The sequence below is a fragment of the Polynucleobacter sp. MWH-UH2A genome (assembly GCF_018687195.1).
GTDB lineage: Bacteria > Pseudomonadota > Gammaproteobacteria > Burkholderiales > Burkholderiaceae > Polynucleobacter.
Genome location: NZ_CP061321.1, coordinates 1,294,420 through 1,313,213 on the forward strand (window position 1 = coordinate 1,294,420; position 18,794 = coordinate 1,313,213).

Here is an 18,794-nt window from a genome sequence, read left to right on the forward strand (position 1 = left end):
TATGCAATTCAATCCGAACCCTTGCGGCGCTTTGATAGCAATACCACAGAGACTTATTGCTGCGATACATCCCACACAGCAATACATAGTATCCAGATTGAAACGATGAAATTTATCGCCAAAATTAGGGGGGGGGTGAAAAACTTAGGAATACAGTTTTGCCGCCTTTTTCATGTCGACCCGCATACGCTCAACGAGTATCGTTGGGGCAAGAACTTTCACATGCGGAGTCATGCTACGTAACCACCAAACCAATTCTTCTTGCAACTTGATGGTGGTTGTTACTTCCGAAGCTAGGTCATCATCCCTTGGATCAAGCTTGGTTTTTAAGGGTTTAATCAGTTGATTTCTCCCAATGGGGGTTTCGCCAAGCAATAATGCAGTGCCAAAATCCACCACCATTTTTAATTCAATATCTTTTCCATAAATCTCTTGGTCCATTTTTGGAACGGCAATTCCCCTATCCAGCCGAGATTTCAATTCCACCTGGGATCTCGGCTTGTACTGGCCGCCAATATATTTGGCCTGAGAAATGCGGTTTAGCAAAAACGAATGAAGTATTGCACCCCTTGAGTCATCCGTAGCAAACAGATAGGTTCTAACACCCCGTTGCACCAAGAGATGAGGGTGAATAATAAATGGCTCTTCCCTGCCTTTATATTTAATCTCCAATCGAGTCTCATGGAGCAAAGATTCGTAGATGGCGCGCTGCACTGCGGGTTTAACAGTTGGCTTTTTAAATTCAATAAAGTCAGGCCATTGCTCTAATTTCGTAAGCCACTTTCGAGTTTGGGTGCTAGCCTGATCAGTACTTGTATTAGCTTGAATCACAATTAGGTTTGCAGCGCCAGCAATGGCCTTTTCATAGTAGGGCTCTAAATCTTTTTGTATTTCTGAAGGTAGCCAATTACTACCGAGTTTTTTGAGCATACCAAAAGCAATGGTTTCATTTAACCCAAAGCCGGCAACCTTAAACGGCGACCCTTTACGTTTATTCCACCAAACTTTACCTCTGGAAGTTTCAATCTCTTCTGATCCAAGGTCTTTGAGGGCCCTTTGCAAAATATCAATGTCACTTTGGATATAGCGCAGAAAGTTTTGTCTTTTTAGCTCCAAATCATCTGCCTTCATGCCGCCCTCGCCGTCAGGCAGGCCATAGCGTGCAAATAACACTGTAGCAACTTGCTCTTTTGAGCCATCTTGCTCATAAGAGGGAATGCGCTTTAATAAATCCCAGCGCCGCTGAAAAACCTCAAGCGCTTTCTTTTCTTCCTTTTCGGTTTTGGATGTGGATTTAGAGAATTTTTTATTCATTTGCGCCAACTCATTATGAAACGACTCTTCATCGTAAACCAAGATGGCTATAAATTGCACTACTTCCCTCATGCTAGCTCCTGAGGATAACGAGCCACTGATCCCTCCCCGTACTCAATCTCCAACTGCTCTTTTGCTTCTGCAGGAGAATTGGCTAGAACCTGAACTTTTTGATAATCATGATTTAGCGGTATGCGAACGAATGCCACAAATAACTTCATCAACCCTCCGAATAAATGATAGGAAATTGATGATTGCAAATCAAAACGATGGGATTTATCGTCTTTTTACCTCTATCAAAAGAGTTGGCCAAGCTTGACTAATTTGATTGAGCAATAAACTACTCTACCGAAACCTGCCCAATCACCGCGCCAGGTTTATTAAGCGCCTCAGCGCGCTTTGCAACATACTCTGGGTTTTTAGAGTTGACTAAACCCAATTGTTTTTGGGTGCCATCGCCCGATTGCACCACTACCGAGTCCGGTCCAACCGCTCTGACCGAATCCATCACGCTGCCATCAAGCTTAGTGGCAGGTTTGACATTCATTTTTAATGTGGGAAGCTCTGTTGCACTACTGGCATTAGTTGCGCCCTCCATCGCGGGCTGTGCCTGGCTAATTGGCGGCACAGTTGAGGGCGGCATTACAAGAGGTGCAGGGGTAAAGGATTGAGCCGGCTGGACCGGCACCACTACGGCACTTGGCGAAAACTCCTTCTGCACCTCTTTTCCATTGCTACGTAACTGGTTTTCAGTCACGCCATCGAGTTCTTTAAAGGCTTCGCCCGAGCGATTCTGAATATCTTTCGCACTTTTCGCCACGTTCTTCGAGCCCAATGGCAATGCAACCAAAACATAGGTGCGAATACGATTTCCTTCAGCCACGTGCTTCATCTCGACCGTCTCTACTCCTGAGATATCTACATCAGGGCAAAGACTACGCACAGTCAATTCTGAACTCTCAACTGAGGCAGCATCATTATCAGCGCGATACATCTTCATTTGGCTGCGCACCTTACCGCCAGCACCCGTGCAAATCTTCACATAGGCCATGGTTTTTGCCTTGAGGTCAGCCATCGAGAAGTCACTGCTAATGGCGGTGCCATTTTCATAGATCACCCCAGACTCTTTGGGCAACTTATACATCCAGTCAGGAGCCTCACTGATGGCTTGTTTTGCCACACGAGCCTGCTGGCGATAATCGTCTTGCTGCTGATTTTGCACTTGCTGCACAGGATTGCTACCGCAGGCAGCCAGCACAAGACTCAATGCTCCACCTGCAGCAATACTGCGAATGCTGCCAATACTTTGTACAGCGCGCACATTCGAGTGTTTATTCATCATAACCTTCCCTTTTCAATGAAATTGATTGTTAGAACTTATCTACTACCGTCCACTGATTGACTCCTGAGCGAACGGTTACTAAGGTAAAACGGACTGCTTGATTCAAATGCATTTCTGTTTTTGAGACCATCTGATAAATATTTCCCCTCCATTTGCGTAGCGCTGAATACGAGGTGCCATCTTTGGCGTCTCGAGAACTCAAGCTAATTTGATCTCCAACACGAATAAAAGGCTTATCTTGCGCATACGGAAAATTCGTACAGATTTCTCTTCGGGTCGATTGCTGCTCGCTAGTCAAGTAGTGCGCTGGCTGAACTGAAGTCTTTGCTTCAGTTGTTTCTTCAAAGTAACAACGCGGTGTTGCCAAGGGAGAGGATGTCGGGACAGCACGGATATCTTGCTCAATGACATTACGCGCTACTTCACTACCCTGACAGGAAAAATGAAGTGACCAGATGCGATATTTAATAAGCGAGTAATAGCTCTTACTTATTTTTCCTGGATAGCTATTACCATCTACGCCATCTACTGTATAAAAGCGATTGCGTCTGAGCTGCTCTTCTAACAGCGCGGCTTGCTCGGTACGCCGCTCGCAATCTGGCTCAAAACGAACCAAGTCCTCGTAGCTTAAACGCTCAAAATTAGATACCGCAACAGGTGATGCAGATTGTCCAGCACTTTGCCCGGATGTTTTGATGTAATTGCCTTGAGCATTATTGGCCTGATAATTGCTTTGTGCCACTGGCTTAGAGTATGTGCTTGATGCTTGGGGCTTATAGGTTTGCGTATAGCTATTATTACTATAGCGAGGCGAGCTTGAGCATGCCAGCAATAGCGTGAGTAAGCCGATCACTAAAGCTATTTTCATGACGCTTTAACGCCCAGATCCATTTGGCCTACAAAGGGAAATACTCTGGCACCAGCCGACTTACTCTCCTGCTCACTAGATGTTGACTCTTGAGAATTGCTTTGAGTAAATGGCTTACCAGCCATATTCACCGTGGGCACTACCACGCGATTGACGAACTGGTTAGCTGCCTGAGTAAAGCTTTGTGTAAATTGATGCTGCGCACGCGCATAGGCATTGGCTTGGCGTTTGAGCTCGATGAGCTCTTGTCGCAATTTCTCATTTTCTAAGTCTTGAGTGAGTTTTTGCTGCACCAGCTGCGAATCCATTTCTTGGCGCTTGGCAAATTGCTCTTTAAGTACTAGCGCATGCTCATGACGAGCCAATTCAATTTGCGCATCTGATTCTAAACGCCGTTCATTACTTTGGTTAACACGATCTAAGGTCACTGTTTTGTGGTCATAAGCATAGATTGCCATTTCATGCCCTAAGGGGGACTGCCCTGCCTGCAGCTTTAATAGGATTGGCATGAGCTCAAGGCATAGTTGCAATAGCGTCAGAAGGGCATACTTTAAAAAAGCGCCAGGATTGTGGCGTACTAAAGAAGACAACACATCAGCTGATGCGACATTGATGTAGGCCTCATTAATCGCGGTTGCTTTTTCTAAGTCCTGGGCAATGTCTTTTTTGGCGGTATCAATATTGCCTTGCGCTTGAGTAATGGCGTCGCCCATTTGGGTTAACTCAGCCTCTTTGGGCGCTACGTACGCGCGATAGGCCTCACGATAAAGACCTTCAATACGTTCACACTCACGCTTGTCTTTTGCATACAGATTAATAATTTCATGCTCATCCAAATCTGGTGCAAAGGTAGTTTTGGTTTTTTTGGTGTAGTCAGCAAAACATTGATTAACTACACCACGCTGACGCACTAACTCTGGCGTTAAATTAGCAATATCTTTTTTGAGTTTGGCAGATCTGCCCTCTAAATCATTGAGGTTTTGAGTTTTGTCAGCTAGTTCGTATTTTTCTTGATAGCGCTCTTTGGCTTCTGTAAAACGGCCATCTTTCATATCTTGCGCATGAATAGCGAGCTCTGACTTTAAAAATAAGGGCATCGTAAATTGACTGCTGAGCGAACCAATCACCGTAATGAGAAACACCCGAATTCCCAAATAGACATAGGTCAGTTTTTTATCGGTTTCATAGCGCGTATCAGCAAGGTAAATAAAATTGCGGTCAAGCACTAAGACGATAGCTGCACCAATGATGGCAAACACCAATGACATGAGAATCTGCAGCGCAATATGCAAATCCATCGCCAAAAACCATCCTGCAATGCCAAATTGCAGCGCAGCTAAAAAACTGGCAAAGGCAATAGCGGCGCCAATCTTGCTAAGGCTCCCCACTTCTTCCGCAGGGGTTCTTGCGCTAATTCGATGGCCGGTGAGAAAAACGAGATATTGACGAACCGTGGTCATACACCCACCCATAAATAAAAGGATGAGTGAAGTATTGCGAGCTAAAAGCTCATAGGATGAGCTTTTAGCCTACAAAACTAAAAATAGCGTGTAACCCAGCTCAAAATCAATGTCGCATTGCAGTATTAAAAATTAAAGCCATTTTGATCACGCGGGCGTATATTTAACTGATAGAGGGATGCAAATGAAACGCATCGTTGACATCTACCGTAAGCATCAGCCAAATCAAGTGCTGTGGACTTATATTGTCAATTTAGGTGGCGATGGTAGTCATCCCAGCATTGAAGACTTCAGACAAGAAGGGCTCACTTTGGCCGCCATTGATTGCAGAGCGTCTTTGGAAGAGCTTGATACTGCTGTGCATTTAGAGATCTTGAGATAAGAGTCGTTAAAAGCAACCATGGCCAATAGTGCACTCCATGCCATTGCGATTGAGGGGTATAAGCACTCTGAACCGAGCTTTTACCAGGAATACTGCAAGCTCGTAGAGGGCATTACCCATCTCATTTGGGCAATATCCAAAAATCATCCTCATGAACTTGATTACACAAGCTTTACAGAATCCTATGATCGGGCTAGTGCTGAACCCGTTCTGCAAGTAGTCATTGGCTCAAGCAAGAATGAGGCCTTTGTCCACATCTATATTTCAAAGGAAAAAAGCTTTGTGATTGGCAAGTCTGGCAAAGGAGCGTCGGTCAAGACTGCTGAACAAGCTCTAGAAATGATTAAACAGATTTTGCCGGCTATCTAAAGCTCAGTATTTAGAAAGCCCAAGGCAAAACCTTATCGCATCTCTTTGCCTTGCTCAACCAGAATATCAAACACTTTTTCCATTTTGGAGTTGGTTCCACGAATACCCAGAACCACTGCTTGCGACCATGCAAAATATTCCTGCCTGCGCTTCAAATCCCAGCCCGTTGGGGGTGAACTTAAAATGTCACGCAGATTACAAATCTTATCCGCAAGCTTAACTAACTTGGCCTCATGGCTTGCAAATGGCGCATGCTCAACCTGCTTACGCTTTCGCACCTCTTTTGGCAGTGATTTATCGTCACTGACTTCTTTGACAATCGAGGCTACTTTTCTGCCAAAGTGAGCCAAGAGCTCCTCTTCGGTCGTTTCGGTATCTTCAATCACATCGTGCAATAAGGCGGCACACAAAATATCCCAAGAGACCACTCCACCCTCATTTACGAGGACATTCACGAGTTCAATGGGGTGATTAATGTAGGGTGTAATTTGCGCATCTTTGCGACGCTGATTTTTATGTTTCTCAGCGGCAAACGATAAGGCATGAACAAAATGATTAATCATGCTCTCAATTATAGAGATGCTTGATTGCTAACTAGTTTTCAATGAACCAAAGAGCTCTCGACAAATTGAGCAACCGTCAGAAGATGTTCATCTCCCCCGTAATTACCCATCAACTGAATTCCGAGGGGTAATCCATTGGCTGATTTCCCTGCAGGCAGATTAATTGCTGGAATACCCAAGTAACTAGCGAGAGCACAGAACGACGGATCGCCCGTCCATGTGAGATCTCTAGGGGCCTCGCCCGTTGCCGGCGCTAGTAACAGTCCATCAAATTCTTTAAATATCTCACTCACCGATTTGCGTAACTGGGCTTGCTGGTTTAATGCGACCTCATATTCAGCCTGAGAGTATTCCACCCCTTTGGCAGCAAGTTCTTTGATGTTTTCGCAAAGAAGTTCTGAATGATTTCGTAGATGCTCACGGTGTATCTGCGCAGCCTCATAAGCCATAATCGTCGGCATTTGATTTACGCCATCCCAGTATTGCTTGGGTAACTCTACCGCCTCAACGCTTGCGCCCGCTTGTTGTAATTTTTTAATCGCCGTTTGGATCGCCTGTTCTTGCTCAGCACTCATTAAGTGATCAAATGGTGTTTTGAGCAATGCAATCTTAGGTATATGGTTGATGCTCAATTGCGCTACGTCGCTTACCTTTGTTTTAGCACCCTGATAAACACTGCCCTCTTTGAGCAATTGATAGGCATATGCGACATCTTCTACCGATCGAGTAAAGAACCCAATGTGATCCAATGCATATGAAAGTGGATGGGCACCTTCTTTTGAGATAGCAACAAAACTTGGCTTAAATCCCACGACCCCACAAAATGCAGCAGGTCTGACAACCGAGCCCACCGTCTGTGTACCCAGAGCCAGCGGGACAATACCAGCGGCGACCGCTGCAGCAGATCCGCTAGATGAACCGCCGGGAGTATGAGCAGAATTGTGAGGATTGACCGTTGGGCCGGGTGTTTTCCAGGCAAATTGAGTAGTTACCGTCTTGCCAAAAACAATTCCGCCTAAAGCTCTGATCTTCTGGACGATTGGCGCATCTTGCGATGGACGATGATTGGTGTAGATTGGCGAGCCGTTGGTGGTTGGCAAATCTTGAGTATTAATAATGTCCTTGATGCCAATTGGGATACCCGATAAAGGGCCTGGCGCAATCGACTTGATTAAATCTTCTAGGGAATGCCTAGAAACAAAAGCCTTTAAATTTGACTCTAATTGATTAGCCAACTCAAATGCATCCTTCAGCAAATCCTTTGGATCAAGCTGGTGCGCGTCAATTTGTTTAGCTGCTGCGATTAAACCCAAAGCTTGGTGACTATTCTTCATTTTCCAGTTTGCTGCCAATCCGTAATCAGATCTTCAAAAATTTGGGTGGCATCGGTAATTTTGTCTACGTAGCAAAATTCATCGGTTTGATGTGCCATCTCTGGCTGCCCAGGCCCTAGGATGACTGTAGGAGGGTTGCCGATAGCAGGCTTTAGTGCAGAAGCATCTGTAAAGTAAGAAACCGTTTTTTCAGTTGGTCTAACGCCATTGACTTGCTCACAACGGTCAAATACTTTGGCCATCCAAGGGTCGTTTGCAGGTGTATATACGCCTTCAATGTCAATGATGGTTTCTAGTTTCACAACTGGGCCTAGGGCTTTACATAGACAGCCGTAGATATGTTTATGACTCTGCCCCGCTACCGTACGAATATCTAAAGTCATTTCAGCAGCATCAGGCACAGAATTGATATTTAAACCGGCTTTAGCGGTACCCACATTCAATGTGCCTTGCCCCATCATGGGATGAACAGGCGTATCAAAAGTAAATTGCTCAAGAGTGAGTGCTGCTTTTGCTAATTTGTAGAATGCATTGTCACCACGCTCTGGCATCGATCCATGAGCAGTAACGCCCTCAGTAGAAGCTTTGAGCCAATAGGCGCCCTTGTGACCAAGGAGTGGTTCATTGGCGGTGGGCTCTGCAACGACAAAGCAACCAGCGGGGCCTAAAAATTTCAGAATCTCATCACTCGCAGCTAGATGAAACGCGCCTTCACAACCCGTCTCTTCTCCTGCGGTAATAATCATGCTGATACCACCGCCGGCTTTGGCAGTTTGCGCGGTTTTCATGGCGGCAACAATAAATGCAGCGACGCCACTTTTCATATCGCTAGAGCCACGGCCAAATAATTTGCCATCATCGATTACACCGGCAAATGGCTCATGCTTCCAAGATCGCGCTCCCAATGGAACTACGTCCACATGACCTGTGAAACAGATGCTTGGATTTGCAGGAGTACAAGCACCATTTTTGGCCACTAGACTCATCCGTCGTGGGGCAAACTCAATCTTGCGACACTCAAAACCAGCCGACTCCAAAATGCTCGCTAGAAAATTACAAATCTGGTCTTCATTACCAGGAGGGTTAACAGTATTAAAGCGGATCAGCTCTTGGGTTAAGGCAATCGGATCAGGAATAGTCATCATATTCATTCGAGCAAATTAGGTTGAGGGTACTTAGTTGAATAGACTTACCCAAAATAGGCAGCTTGCACCTCTGAATTTTCAGCAAGCTCAGTAGCGCTACCCTGCGCTACGACCTGCCCTTTCGCAATCACATAGCCGCGATGCGAAATAGCTAAGGTTTGACGTACATTTTGCTCAACCAGCAAGACTGTTGTCCCCATTTGATTGATTTCTTTGATGATTTTGAAGTTCTCTTTCACAAACAAAGGAGAGAGACCCAAGGAAGGCTCATCAAAAATGAGAAGTTCAGGAGAGCTCATTAAGCTACGGCCAATTGCCAACATGGCTTGCTCACCGCCAGACATGGTTCCTGCCAATTGATTAGAGCGTTCAGCCAGACGCGGAAATAAAGTCTTTACCCGTTCGCGACGTTCCTGTATCACCTTTTGATCGCCAACTAGATATGCGCCTGCTGATAAATTTTCATCGACCGTCATTCTAGGAAAAACACGACGCCCCTCCGGCACACAAGCAATACCTTGACCAATAATGCGGTGAGTAGCTAAATGCGTGATGTCCGCACCATTAAAAGTAATCTTGCCACGATTAGCTGGAGTTAAACCCAGGATAGATCGAATGAGAGTGGATTTTCCCGCGCCATTGGCACCCAAGATACAAGTGATTTGTCCACGCTCGACCTGAATCGATACGTCTTCAAGAACATCAATCCGATCGTAGGCTGTGTTGATATGGTCGATTTCTAATAAGGCCATCATTATTCCTGCCCCAAATAGGCAACCTGAACTTCACGGTTGCTCACGATTTCATCATAAGTGCCTTCGGCAATCTTTTTACCGTAATTCAGGACGATACAACGCTCAGTCATGCGCTGAATTAAGCCCATTTCGTGCTCGATCAAAATAATCGTAAAGGGTTTGATTTTGCTACGCACCTGCAAAATATCATTCATCACTTCTGCAGTTTCGTCATGTGTCATACCTGCGGATGGCTCATCTAACAACAGGAGATCAGGTTCGCTAATTAAGGCTCGACAAATTTCAATACGACGTCGATCAATCATCGGCAGACTGGCAACCGGCTCAAATATTTTGGGGGCCAATTTAGGGTTGAAGGTCTTTAATAAGCTTTCTACCTGCTCGACTACCCTTTCATACTCAGCCTTAAACGCCTTACGAGAGAGTAAATTAAAGAGCAAACCCGTATTAAGGCGACGATTATCGCCAATGGCAATATTGTCAAATACCGTTAATGGCAAAGACAAGCGTGAGCGTTGGAATGTTCTAGTAATGGCATTCAGATAAACCTGCTGGGCAGTTGCATCAGTTAAATCTTGGCCACGAAAATGTACACGTCCAGAACTAGCGCGATACAAGCCAGTGATGACATTAAAAAATGTTGTCTTACCAGATCCATTAGGGCCTAAAAGACCTAGAACCTCGCCTTCATTCACATGCAAATTCAAGGAGTCCAGCGCTGTAACACCACCAAAACGCATGGTGAGATCTTGTGCTTCTAACAATTTAGTCTTGGAATTCAAAGATTGCTGGCTCATTCTTTTCCTCCCGCTCTACTGGCAGGAAAATACTGGCGAACACGTCTTGGCAATAAACCATCGGGACGGAATAACAAGATCAATATCACCACAATCGCATACAGCAGAAAGCGATACTCCTGAATAAACTGTAATTTCTCCGGCAGAATCACCACAATCGCAGCCGCAGGAATAATTCCCCATGGGTTTCCAATGCCCCCAAGAATCACAATCGAAACCAGGATCAAAGAATCAGCAAAAGTGAAGTTATTTGGCGCCACATAGGCTGTCATCATGCCGTAGAGCGCACCAGCCAAGCCCGCAACAAAATTACCCAAAGTAAACGCAACAATTTTCCAATGGGCGATATTGACCCCAAAAGTAGAAGCAGCAATCTCATCCGTGCGAACCATATCCATGCTCAAGCCAATCCATGAGCGCTCCAAGTTGCGAGTAATACGGAAGGTTGCAATCAGCAGAACTAAGGCAATCACTAAATAGGGAATGTAGAAGGAAATCTCAACACCACCCACCTCTAGCCCATCAGAAAGATTCCAGCCAAAAATGGTTAACGGTGGAATTTTTAAGCCTTGTGGACCACCCAGGGTGTCGTTAACCTCTAAGAAGTTGCGAAACAAAATACCAAAAGCAATAGTTACTAGCGCAGCATAGTGACCACGCGTTCTCAGCACTGGATAAATCAGGATAGAGCCAATTAAGGCTGAAATAGTTGCCGCAATGAACAGCACTAATAAATGCGGTACTGCGGTATGCGTAGCTAAAACTGCGGCGGTATAGCTACCGATACCAAAAAAGGCGGCGCCCGCAAAGTTCACAATACCTACGTAGCCAAATTGAATATTAAGACCCAAGCAAACGATGGAATAAATCAATACCGTTGCCAGCATTAACAAAGCGAAGTGGGAGTTATGAAACACGGCCATCATGACCAAGACGCCAATCACTGAAGCAGTTGCTGGAAAACTTGGACGCTGACTGACTGCAACCGCCAGGCGATCCATGAACCCAGTTTTCTTGCCAACTAAACTCGCAACAAAAGCAATCGCGACTAATGCACCCACTTCCAACTGGTTTTCAGCGCCAAGTAACAAGATGCAATAGATTAAGCAAACGATGAAAGTAGAGATCAATAATTTCATACTTACACTCGCTCACTGGATTTTTCTGAGATCAAACCAGTTGGCTTTAATCCCATAATGATGATGATCACCGCAAATGCGAATACATCTTTGTATGCGCTCGGAACGCTCGGCAAGATTGCTGGCAGCAGTACTGCCCCAACTGTCTGAAGAGCCGCAAATAAAAAACCTCCGACAATCGCCCCGTAAAAATTACCTAAACCACCAACAACCGCAGCAGAGAAGCCAATCACACCTAAAAGTAAGCCCATACTGAAATTGACTTCGTTGTAATACAAGCCATTCATCAAACCTGCTAGCGCAGCCAATGCAGATCCCAGCATAAAAGTGATCAGCACAATTTGCCGAAAATTGATGCCCATAATGCGTGCAGTTTCACTATCTTGAGCAACTGCACGAATCGCTAATCCGATCTTGCTTTTGGTAATTAGCCTCTGTACAGCAACAATCGTAATCACACCGGTAGCTAGAAGAATCAAACTATCCGCGCGTAATATAAATTCCCCAATGGCGATTCCATCGCCTGGAAGCAATCTTGGAAATGGTTTTGGATTGGATCCATTTGGATAAAACAAACGTACCAACTCACGCAAAGCCAAGCCCAACATCAAAGTAACTAGCAATGTATTAATTGGGGGTGCTTTTTGGAGAGGCAGAATCAAATAGCGCGCAATGATTGCACCAAGAAATGCTGCGATCGACAGACTCACCAATACCAGCACAAGTAACTGCAGCCATGGAGAGTCAAAAGTTCCAGCAATCCCAATATAAGTGGTGAGGCCAGCAAAGGCCCCCACCATCAAGATATCACCGTGCGAGAACTTAATAACGTCCAGAACACCAAAGTACAAGGTGAAGCCGACCGCCACAATTGCGTAAATAACGCCCAGCATCAACCCATTGAGAAGATACTGCAAAAAAATATCAAATGACACGCTAGAACACTTTCCTCTTAGCCAGAAAATCTATGAAGAATTATTGGCCTAGCTTACGCTGTCCCTTGGCATACAAGCTATCTTCCCAAACAACCCATTTGCCGTCTTGCGCAACATATTTGGAAATCAATGGAACGATATTTTGACGATGATCATCAAAACTTACCTTACCAATAATTGTTTCCACATTTTGAGTGTTGTTTAGTACTGCCATTACTTTCTTGCGATCAGGCCCAGCCTTTTCGATCGCATCAATAATGAGAGTTGCTGCAGTGTAAGCAAATGGTCCATACGCCTCTGGAGCATCAGGATATTTTTGCTGATTGTATTTAGCAATAAACCCGAGGCCACCTGGTAATTTCTCCCATGGAGCGCCTTCAATAAATGAGAGTGAACCTTCAGAGAGTTTGCCCAAACCTTCAATGTAGGCGTCAGACTTAATTCCAGAAGTGCCTTCAAATACAGCCTTGATGCCCAGGCGATCCATCTGCGTGCGAATGCGAATACCAATTGGAGTCAAACCCCCGAAGTAGACTACCTCAGGCTTTAACTCTTTTACTTTGGTTAACTCCGCTGTGAAATCCTGCTGATCTGCAGTAACGCCAAAGGTTCCCAAAATCTGTCCACCATTTTTGGCGAGATATTGAGAGAAATATTTATTGTGACCTTTACCGTAGTCGGTGGTGTCATGAATGATGACCCACTTCTTGTAACCAAGCCCTGTAAGAAACTTTGCAGCAACTTCGTTCTGGTTAATCATGGTGCCGTTAACACGGTGAACTTCTTTGTAGTTGTTGGCGTAAGTGATTTCAGGCAAAACAGCGCCCCACACCATGACTGGTAAGCCAAACTTGTGATACACGTCGACCGTGCTCATGGCTACAGCTGAACAATAATGCGTTACCCCAGCAATAATCGAACTATCCGATGCTATTTTGGTTGCAACCTGCACACCTACGTTTGGCTTACATTCATCATCAGCCGCAACTAGTTCGTACTTGTACTTCGCATTTGGATCCTGATTCTTCAACCGAACCGCTAAATCAGCAGAGTTTCGACCGCCAATACCATTGGCTGAAACACCACCTGTCAAGGGTCCAATGTAGGCAATTTTGACCGTATCTTTAGCAGATACGCTCCCTGAAATACTGATAACTAGGGCTGCAAACAACGTAGAAATACGTGATTTCATGCTGGGTCTCCTTATTTATAGGTAGTACTGCTTTTTTCTTAGTGTAGCAAAGCTTTAAAACTTGAATATACAACTCATAAAAATGATGAAGTAATACGTATAAGTCATAAATTGGTGCTGCATGCACCTAAGTTGAACACTCCCACCTAATTTGGTGAAGGAATGCAGTCAATCAATTCAAGCTTGGGTACTTTTCATTTTTAAAATATGTCTGGTTCTGGTACTGGCTTACCAAAGCTGGTTTCTAGGAAATCAAAGTCGCACCCATCTTCTGCTTGCAAAATATGACGACTAAACATCCAGCCATACCCTCTTTCATATTTCGGTTCTGGCGCTACCCACTTTGCTTTTCTCTGGGCCAGTTCTTCATCACTAATTTCTAGATGTATTTTCCTGTTTGGTACATCGACTGTAATGAGGTCACCCGTTTTCACTAAAGCTAAGGGACCGCCAATATAAGACTCTGGTGAGGCATGCAAGATGCAAGCGCCATAACTAGTACCACTCATGCGAGCATCGGATAAGCGCAGCATGTCGCGCACACCCTGCTTAACCAACTTCACCGGAATAGGCAACATGCCCCACTCCGGCATACCAGGGCCACCTTTTGGTCCAGCGTTTCTTAGAACCAGAATATGGTCCTCTGTGACATCGAGATTTTCATCCTCAACGGCTTTTTTCATCTCAGGGTAGCTATCAAACACGAGGGCCGGGCCAGTGTGTTTGAGGAACTTCTCAGCACAGGCGCTTGGCTTAATGACTGCGCCACCTGGTGCGATATTGCCTTTCAGAACTGCTAGGGCGCCCTCTTGGTAAATCGCTTTGTCTAATGACCGAATGACATCATCGTTATACACTTGCGAATCTTTAATATTCTCACCAATGGTTTTGCCGGTGATGGTCATCGCATTTGGATTCAGATGACTGCCCATCTGTTTTAAAAGCGCTGGCATACCACCTGCGTAATAAAAGTCTTCCATCAAATATTGATCGCCACTAGGACGAATGTTGGCAATCACCGGAACTTTTCTGCTAGCCTGGTCAAAATCTTCTAAGCTCACGGTGCAGTCTGCGCCTGCACGACGTGACATCGCAATCAAATGAATGATGGCGTTGGTACTACAACCCATCGCCATCGCTGCATTAATCGCATTTAAGAAATTGGTTTTACTGAGCACTTTTGCCGGCGTGAGATCTTCCCACACCATCTCCACAATTCTTCTACCGCAAGCAGCGGCCATCCGAGGGTGGCTTGCATCTGCTGCTGGAATACTTGATGCGCCTGGCAATGTCAACCCTAGCGCCTCAGCAATACCCATCATGGTGGCAGCGGTACCCATGGTCATACAGGTACCGTGACTACGGGCAATACCGCCTTCTACTTCCAACCACTGTGCTTCAGAGATATTGCCTGCGCGGCGCTCATCCCAATACTTCCATGCATCCGAACCCGAACCTAAAACTTTGCCTTTCCAGTTGCCACGCAACATTGGTCCAGCGGGTAAATAGACAAACGGTAGACCCGCAGATAAAGCACCCATCACCAAGCCTGGCGTAGTCTTATCGCATCCACCCATCAGAACTGCACCATCCACTGGATGAGAACGAATCAACTCTTCTGTTTCCATCGCCAGCATATTGCGATAGAGCATGGTGGTAGGTTTAACGTACTGCTCTGCTAATGAGATAGCAGGCAACTCCAACGGAAATCCACCGGCTTGCAATATGCCACGCTTCACGTCTTCTACTCGTTGCCTGAAGTGCGTGTGGCAAGGATTGATATCGGACCAGGTATTAATAATGGCAATAACCGGTTTACCTGCCCAATCCTCTGGCCCATAACCCATTTGCATAGCTCTAGAGCGATGTCCAAAGGAACGTAAATCATCCGGTGCAAACCAGCGAGCACTACGCAAGGATTCTTTGGTCTTTTTGGACATTGGCGCCTATGGATCAATATAAGAAGAAATGTAAAAGCCTATATTAATGCTGGAAATTGCAGAAAGGGTATTCCTGCACTTGTTTTCTCCCAACCATTTAATTACCCTAGTAAAAACAGAGCATCAAGACCTAAATAAAAAACCCTAAGACCATGGGGATGGAGACCAAATGAAGCACTCTTTATGGATTAAAACGCTGTGCATTTGCTATTTAGCTTGCTTTGGCTCGCTGACAGCATTTGCCCAATCTGACTACCCCAGCAAACCCGTCAAAATCATTGTTCCCTTTCCTCCTGGCGGTACAACTGATTTAATGGCGCGCATTTCTGCCGAGCAACTCACCAAAATTTTGAAGCAAGCCTTTGTGATTGAGAACGTCGCTGGTGGTGGTGGCGTCATTGGCGCTGAACGAGCTGCTGGTGCGCAGCCTGATGGCTACACCTTAGTGATGACTGGCGTTGGACAAAATGCCGTGGCCCATGGTTTAGATCCGAATCTCAAATATGACTCAATGAAGGATTTTGCACATATCTCACTCATTGATCTAGGGCCAAATGTTTTAGTAGTTCACCCAGACCGTCCTTTTAAAACACTGAAAGATATCGTTGACTATGCAAGAGCCAATCCTGGCAAGCTTGACTATGGTTATACCTATGCATCATCAGGTCATATGGCCATGGAGTTACTTCGCCAAGCAACTGCTACCTGCGCAGATCCCAAAAAGAAGCTGAACTGTAATCCGTTACCGATCGTTGGCATCCCCTATCGCGGCGGTGGTCCTTTAATGAATGCCATTTTGGGTAATGAAATTCCGATGGAGTTTATCAATCAAGATGCTGCATTACCTTACGTTGCCGCCGGCAAACTCAGACCGATTGCCGTAAGTAGCTTACAACGCAACCCTTTGTACCCAAATGTCCCCACTGTCGCAGAAAGTGGCTACCCTGGGTTCCAAGCATTGTCTTGGGCAGGTATCAGCGCACCTAAAGGAACCCCTAAGCCAGCACTCGATAAATTAGAAGCTACCATGATTCAGGCACTGCAAACCCCTGAAGTCAAGCAACGCATTGAGTCAGTCGGTTTTGTGATTCCACCATTGGGTGCGAATGCGTACAACAATTTCATGAAATCTGAAATTGAACTTTGGACTAGCTTAATTAAGAAGTCCGGAATTAAACCAGAGTAGTTGCTTTGGCAACTACTCTGGCGAGTTAGTTTTAGTTATTTTTGGCTTTCAGCGCTTCTTCTAACTGGTTGATCTTGTTTTGCATGGCGGCCATCTTGGCATTGAGTGCGCCCACATTTAAGAATGTCTCATCAGTAACAGGTGCCTTGAGGTTATTCCCCCAACCTAGCCATGATGAGTCGTAGACCTTCACCTTCTTAAATCCTAGACTCTTGAGAACCGTTGCTGTCTCAGATGCACGGACTCCACTTTGGCAATACACCACCGTCTCTTTATCGGGATCTAGATTCGCGTAGAGTTTTTTCAGATCGGCTGTGTTTTTCAGCGCCATTCCTGAATTGTCAGTCACCTGCTTTTTGCTCAGCTTCACTCCTGCTGCTGGGTCTTGCCAGTTGTCTTCAAATGGCACATTGATCGCATTTGGAATATGCCCGCCACGAATAGCGCGAATGTCCTTACCGGAATATTCATCGGGCGTTCTTGCATCAATGATCTGCACTGATTTGGACTGCGCCAATTTGAGCATCTCTTCATTGCTCACCACCAGCTGTTTTTGTGGCACCAAGGCTACTGATACAGGCTTGAGACTTGTACGCTCTTTCTGAATTGATAAGCCTGCTTGCTTCCAGCCATCAATACCGTCGTGATAGATCTGGGCGTTTTTGCCACCAAAGTATTTAATGGTGTACAAGCCAAAGTAGCTATAGGGATTACCTCTTGAGCCATAGACAATCACCTCCTGATTCACATCCAAGCCAGCAGCATTGAAGGTCTTCTCGATCTGCTCTATTGGAATGTAATCTTCCTTATTAGGATCTCGCAATACAGCACCAGCATCGCCAATATTTATTGCTCCTGGGATATGGCCATCGAGATAACTCTTTTCATCACGGACATCCCAAATGATTGCGCCACGCGCAAGTGCCTGCTGAACTTGATCCGTTTGAACAATGACTGCTGCATCCTGAGCAAACACGCCAGTAGCAATGGATGCCAAGAGGATTAATAAGAGTTTTCTCATTGGGTCTTCCTTTTAATAAATAAGATCTAAATACATGATGAATGAGTTTTACTCATCCTTCATATTGGCGCTCTTCACAATCGGCTGTAGACGCTTACGCTCTTCATTTAAGAACTTAATGAAGTCTGCTTGCGAACCTGGAGCTGGCTCAATACCTTGTGGAATCAAACGAGATTTAAGCGCATTGGTATCTAAAGCTGCATTAATCGCCTGGTTCATCTTGGCGATGATCTCAGGAGAGGTGCCTTTAGGAGCAAAGATGCCTGACCAGTGACCAATAAAGATATTTGGGTAACCCAATTCTTTCGTGGTTGGCACGTTTGGTAAACGAGTAATACGTTTGTTCCAAGTAGATGCGATTGGTCTGAGTTTGCCGCCTTCAATTTGTGGCAACACTACGACGCTAGCCTCTGATGTGGCATCTACTTGTTTAGAGACCACTGCAAACACGCCTTCTGATCCACTCTTGTAAGGAATGATTTCATAATTACCACCACCGGCATAGAGCTTCAGCATCTCCGCCACAAAGTGCGGCGTACTACCAGAACCTGCAGTTGCAAATGTCACCCCTGGCTTATTTTTTGCTTTCGCTAAGAGTTCTTTAAAGTTCTGGATCGGCGAGTCACTATTGACAACAATGATCGATGGGCTCACCGCCATCATTCCTACGGGTACCAAGTCTTCTTGCTTATAAGGCATGCTATTGCGCAGCATCGGAATGGTCACAACACCACCTGCAGCACCTGCATAGAAGGTGTAACCATCTGGCGCACTCTTAGCAACATAGTCACCACCCAACACAGAACCCGCACCCGGCTTGTTCTCCACAATCACGGGTTGTCCCAGTTGCTTACCTACAGCCTCCGCAACCGCACGTGCCACTAAGTCATTGGCACCACCAGGACCAAAGCCCACTACAAATTTGATGGGACGATTAGGCCATGGATCTGCAGCAAGCGCAGATGTGGCGATAAGTGTAGAAACAAACGCTATAAGAAGTTTAGATATTTTCATGATGGTTGGATAGTATTAGATGGTGTTAGGTGCTTAGA

General features: G+C 45.5%; 19 protein-coding genes. 3 read left to right on the forward strand and 16 right to left on the reverse strand.

The annotated features are described in order from the left end of the window. Window positions 1–144: 144 nt before the first annotated feature. From IC571_RS06740 to IC571_RS06760, 5 genes are all read right to left on the reverse strand, one after another. Window positions 145–1,386, reverse strand: coding sequence for a YafY family protein (locus tag IC571_RS06740; protein WP_215315564.1), 1,242 nt, complete (start codon window positions 1,384–1,386; stop codon window positions 145–147). Next, window positions 1,383–1,535, reverse strand: a complete 153-nt coding sequence (locus tag IC571_RS06745) for a hypothetical protein (RefSeq protein WP_215315565.1) — start codon at window positions 1,533–1,535, stop codon at window positions 1,383–1,385. The genes IC571_RS06740 and IC571_RS06745 overlap by 4 nt, the downstream gene beginning before the upstream one ends. Window positions 1,536–1,654: 119 nt before the next feature. After that, a complete protein-coding gene (locus tag IC571_RS06750) occupies window positions 1,655–2,656 on the reverse strand; it encodes a hypothetical protein (protein ID WP_215315566.1) in 1,002 nt (333 codons plus the stop codon). Between the two features lie 28 nt (window positions 2,657–2,684). Continuing rightward, window positions 2,685–3,524 (reverse strand): hypothetical protein, encoded by an 840-nt coding sequence (locus IC571_RS06755; protein WP_215315567.1) that lies wholly within the window; start codon window positions 3,522–3,524, stop codon window positions 2,685–2,687. After that, window positions 3,521–4,984, reverse strand: coding sequence for a DUF4407 domain-containing protein (locus tag IC571_RS06760; protein ID WP_215315568.1), 1,464 nt, complete (start codon window positions 4,982–4,984; stop codon window positions 3,521–3,523). The genes IC571_RS06755 and IC571_RS06760 overlap by 4 nt, the downstream gene beginning before the upstream one ends. Window positions 4,985–5,168: 184 nt before the next feature. Between IC571_RS06760 and IC571_RS06765 the strand changes: the two genes are divergently transcribed. Together IC571_RS06765 and IC571_RS06770 are read left to right on the forward strand one after the other, a co-directional pair. After that, entirely contained in the window at window positions 5,169–5,366 is a 198-nt protein-coding gene (locus tag IC571_RS06765) for a hypothetical protein (protein WP_215315569.1), read from the forward strand. An 18-nt stretch (window positions 5,367–5,384) separates the two neighbouring features. Continuing rightward, entirely contained in the window at window positions 5,385–5,735 is a 351-nt protein-coding gene (locus IC571_RS06770; protein ID WP_215315570.1) for a hypothetical protein, read from the forward strand. Between the two features lie 32 nt (window positions 5,736–5,767). Here IC571_RS06770 and IC571_RS06775 read toward each other — a convergent pair whose 3' ends face one another. The 9 genes from IC571_RS06775 to araD form a co-directional block, all read right to left on the reverse strand. Beyond that, a complete protein-coding gene (locus IC571_RS06775) occupies window positions 5,768–6,295 on the reverse strand; it encodes an HD domain-containing protein (RefSeq protein ID WP_215317852.1) in 528 nt (175 codons plus the stop codon). 41 nt (window positions 6,296–6,336) lie between these two features. Continuing rightward, a complete protein-coding gene (locus tag IC571_RS06780) occupies window positions 6,337–7,632 on the reverse strand; it encodes an amidase (RefSeq protein ID WP_215315571.1) in 1,296 nt (431 codons plus the stop codon). Then, window positions 7,629–8,783, reverse strand: a complete 1,155-nt coding sequence (locus IC571_RS06785; protein WP_215315572.1) for a M20 family metallopeptidase — start codon at window positions 8,781–8,783, stop codon at window positions 7,629–7,631. Before IC571_RS06785 ends, IC571_RS06780 begins: the two co-directional genes overlap by 4 nt. A gap of 38 nt (window positions 8,784–8,821) precedes the next feature. Further along, a complete protein-coding gene (locus IC571_RS06790) occupies window positions 8,822–9,529 on the reverse strand; it encodes an ABC transporter ATP-binding protein (protein ID WP_215317853.1) in 708 nt (235 codons plus the stop codon). A gap of 2 nt (window positions 9,530–9,531) precedes the next feature. Further along, window positions 9,532–10,329, reverse strand: coding sequence for an ABC transporter ATP-binding protein (locus IC571_RS06795; RefSeq protein WP_215315573.1), 798 nt, complete (start codon window positions 10,327–10,329; stop codon window positions 9,532–9,534). Beyond that, on the reverse strand, window positions 10,326–11,468 hold the full coding sequence (locus IC571_RS06800; protein ID WP_215315574.1) for a branched-chain amino acid ABC transporter permease: 1,143 nt from the start codon (window positions 11,466–11,468) through the stop codon (window positions 10,326–10,328). The genes IC571_RS06795 and IC571_RS06800 overlap by 4 nt, the downstream gene beginning before the upstream one ends. A gap of 2 nt (window positions 11,469–11,470) precedes the next feature. Then, window positions 11,471–12,361, reverse strand: coding sequence for a branched-chain amino acid ABC transporter permease (locus tag IC571_RS06805; RefSeq protein WP_251373560.1), 891 nt, complete (start codon window positions 12,359–12,361; stop codon window positions 11,471–11,473). A gap of 82 nt (window positions 12,362–12,443) precedes the next feature. Then, the gene (locus IC571_RS06810; protein WP_215315575.1) at window positions 12,444–13,595 is read right to left on the reverse strand and encodes a branched-chain amino acid ABC transporter substrate-binding protein; all 1,152 of its coding nucleotides are present in this window, start codon (window positions 13,593–13,595) and stop codon (window positions 12,444–12,446) included. Window positions 13,596–13,795: 200 nt separating this feature from the next. After that, complete coding sequence (araD, locus tag IC571_RS06815) at window positions 13,796–15,535, reverse strand: L-arabinonate dehydratase (protein ID WP_215315576.1); 1,740 nt, start codon at window positions 15,533–15,535, stop codon at window positions 13,796–13,798. A 169-nt stretch (window positions 15,536–15,704) separates the two neighbouring features. On the opposite strand from araD, the gene IC571_RS06820 reads away from it, so the two are divergent. Then, the gene (locus IC571_RS06820) at window positions 15,705–16,721 is read left to right on the forward strand and encodes a tripartite tricarboxylate transporter substrate binding protein (protein WP_215315577.1); all 1,017 of its coding nucleotides are present in this window, start codon (window positions 15,705–15,707) and stop codon (window positions 16,719–16,721) included. 31 nt (window positions 16,722–16,752) lie between these two features. Here the strand turns inward: IC571_RS06820 and IC571_RS06825 are convergent, their stop codons facing one another. Beyond that, on the reverse strand, window positions 16,753–17,742 hold the full coding sequence (locus tag IC571_RS06825; RefSeq protein WP_215315578.1) for a sulfurtransferase: 990 nt from the start codon (window positions 17,740–17,742) through the stop codon (window positions 16,753–16,755). Window positions 17,743–17,790: 48 nt separating this feature from the next. Beyond that, entirely contained in the window at window positions 17,791–18,756 is a 966-nt protein-coding gene (locus tag IC571_RS06830; protein WP_215315579.1) for a tripartite tricarboxylate transporter substrate binding protein, read from the reverse strand. Window positions 18,757–18,794: the final 38 nt, after the last annotated feature.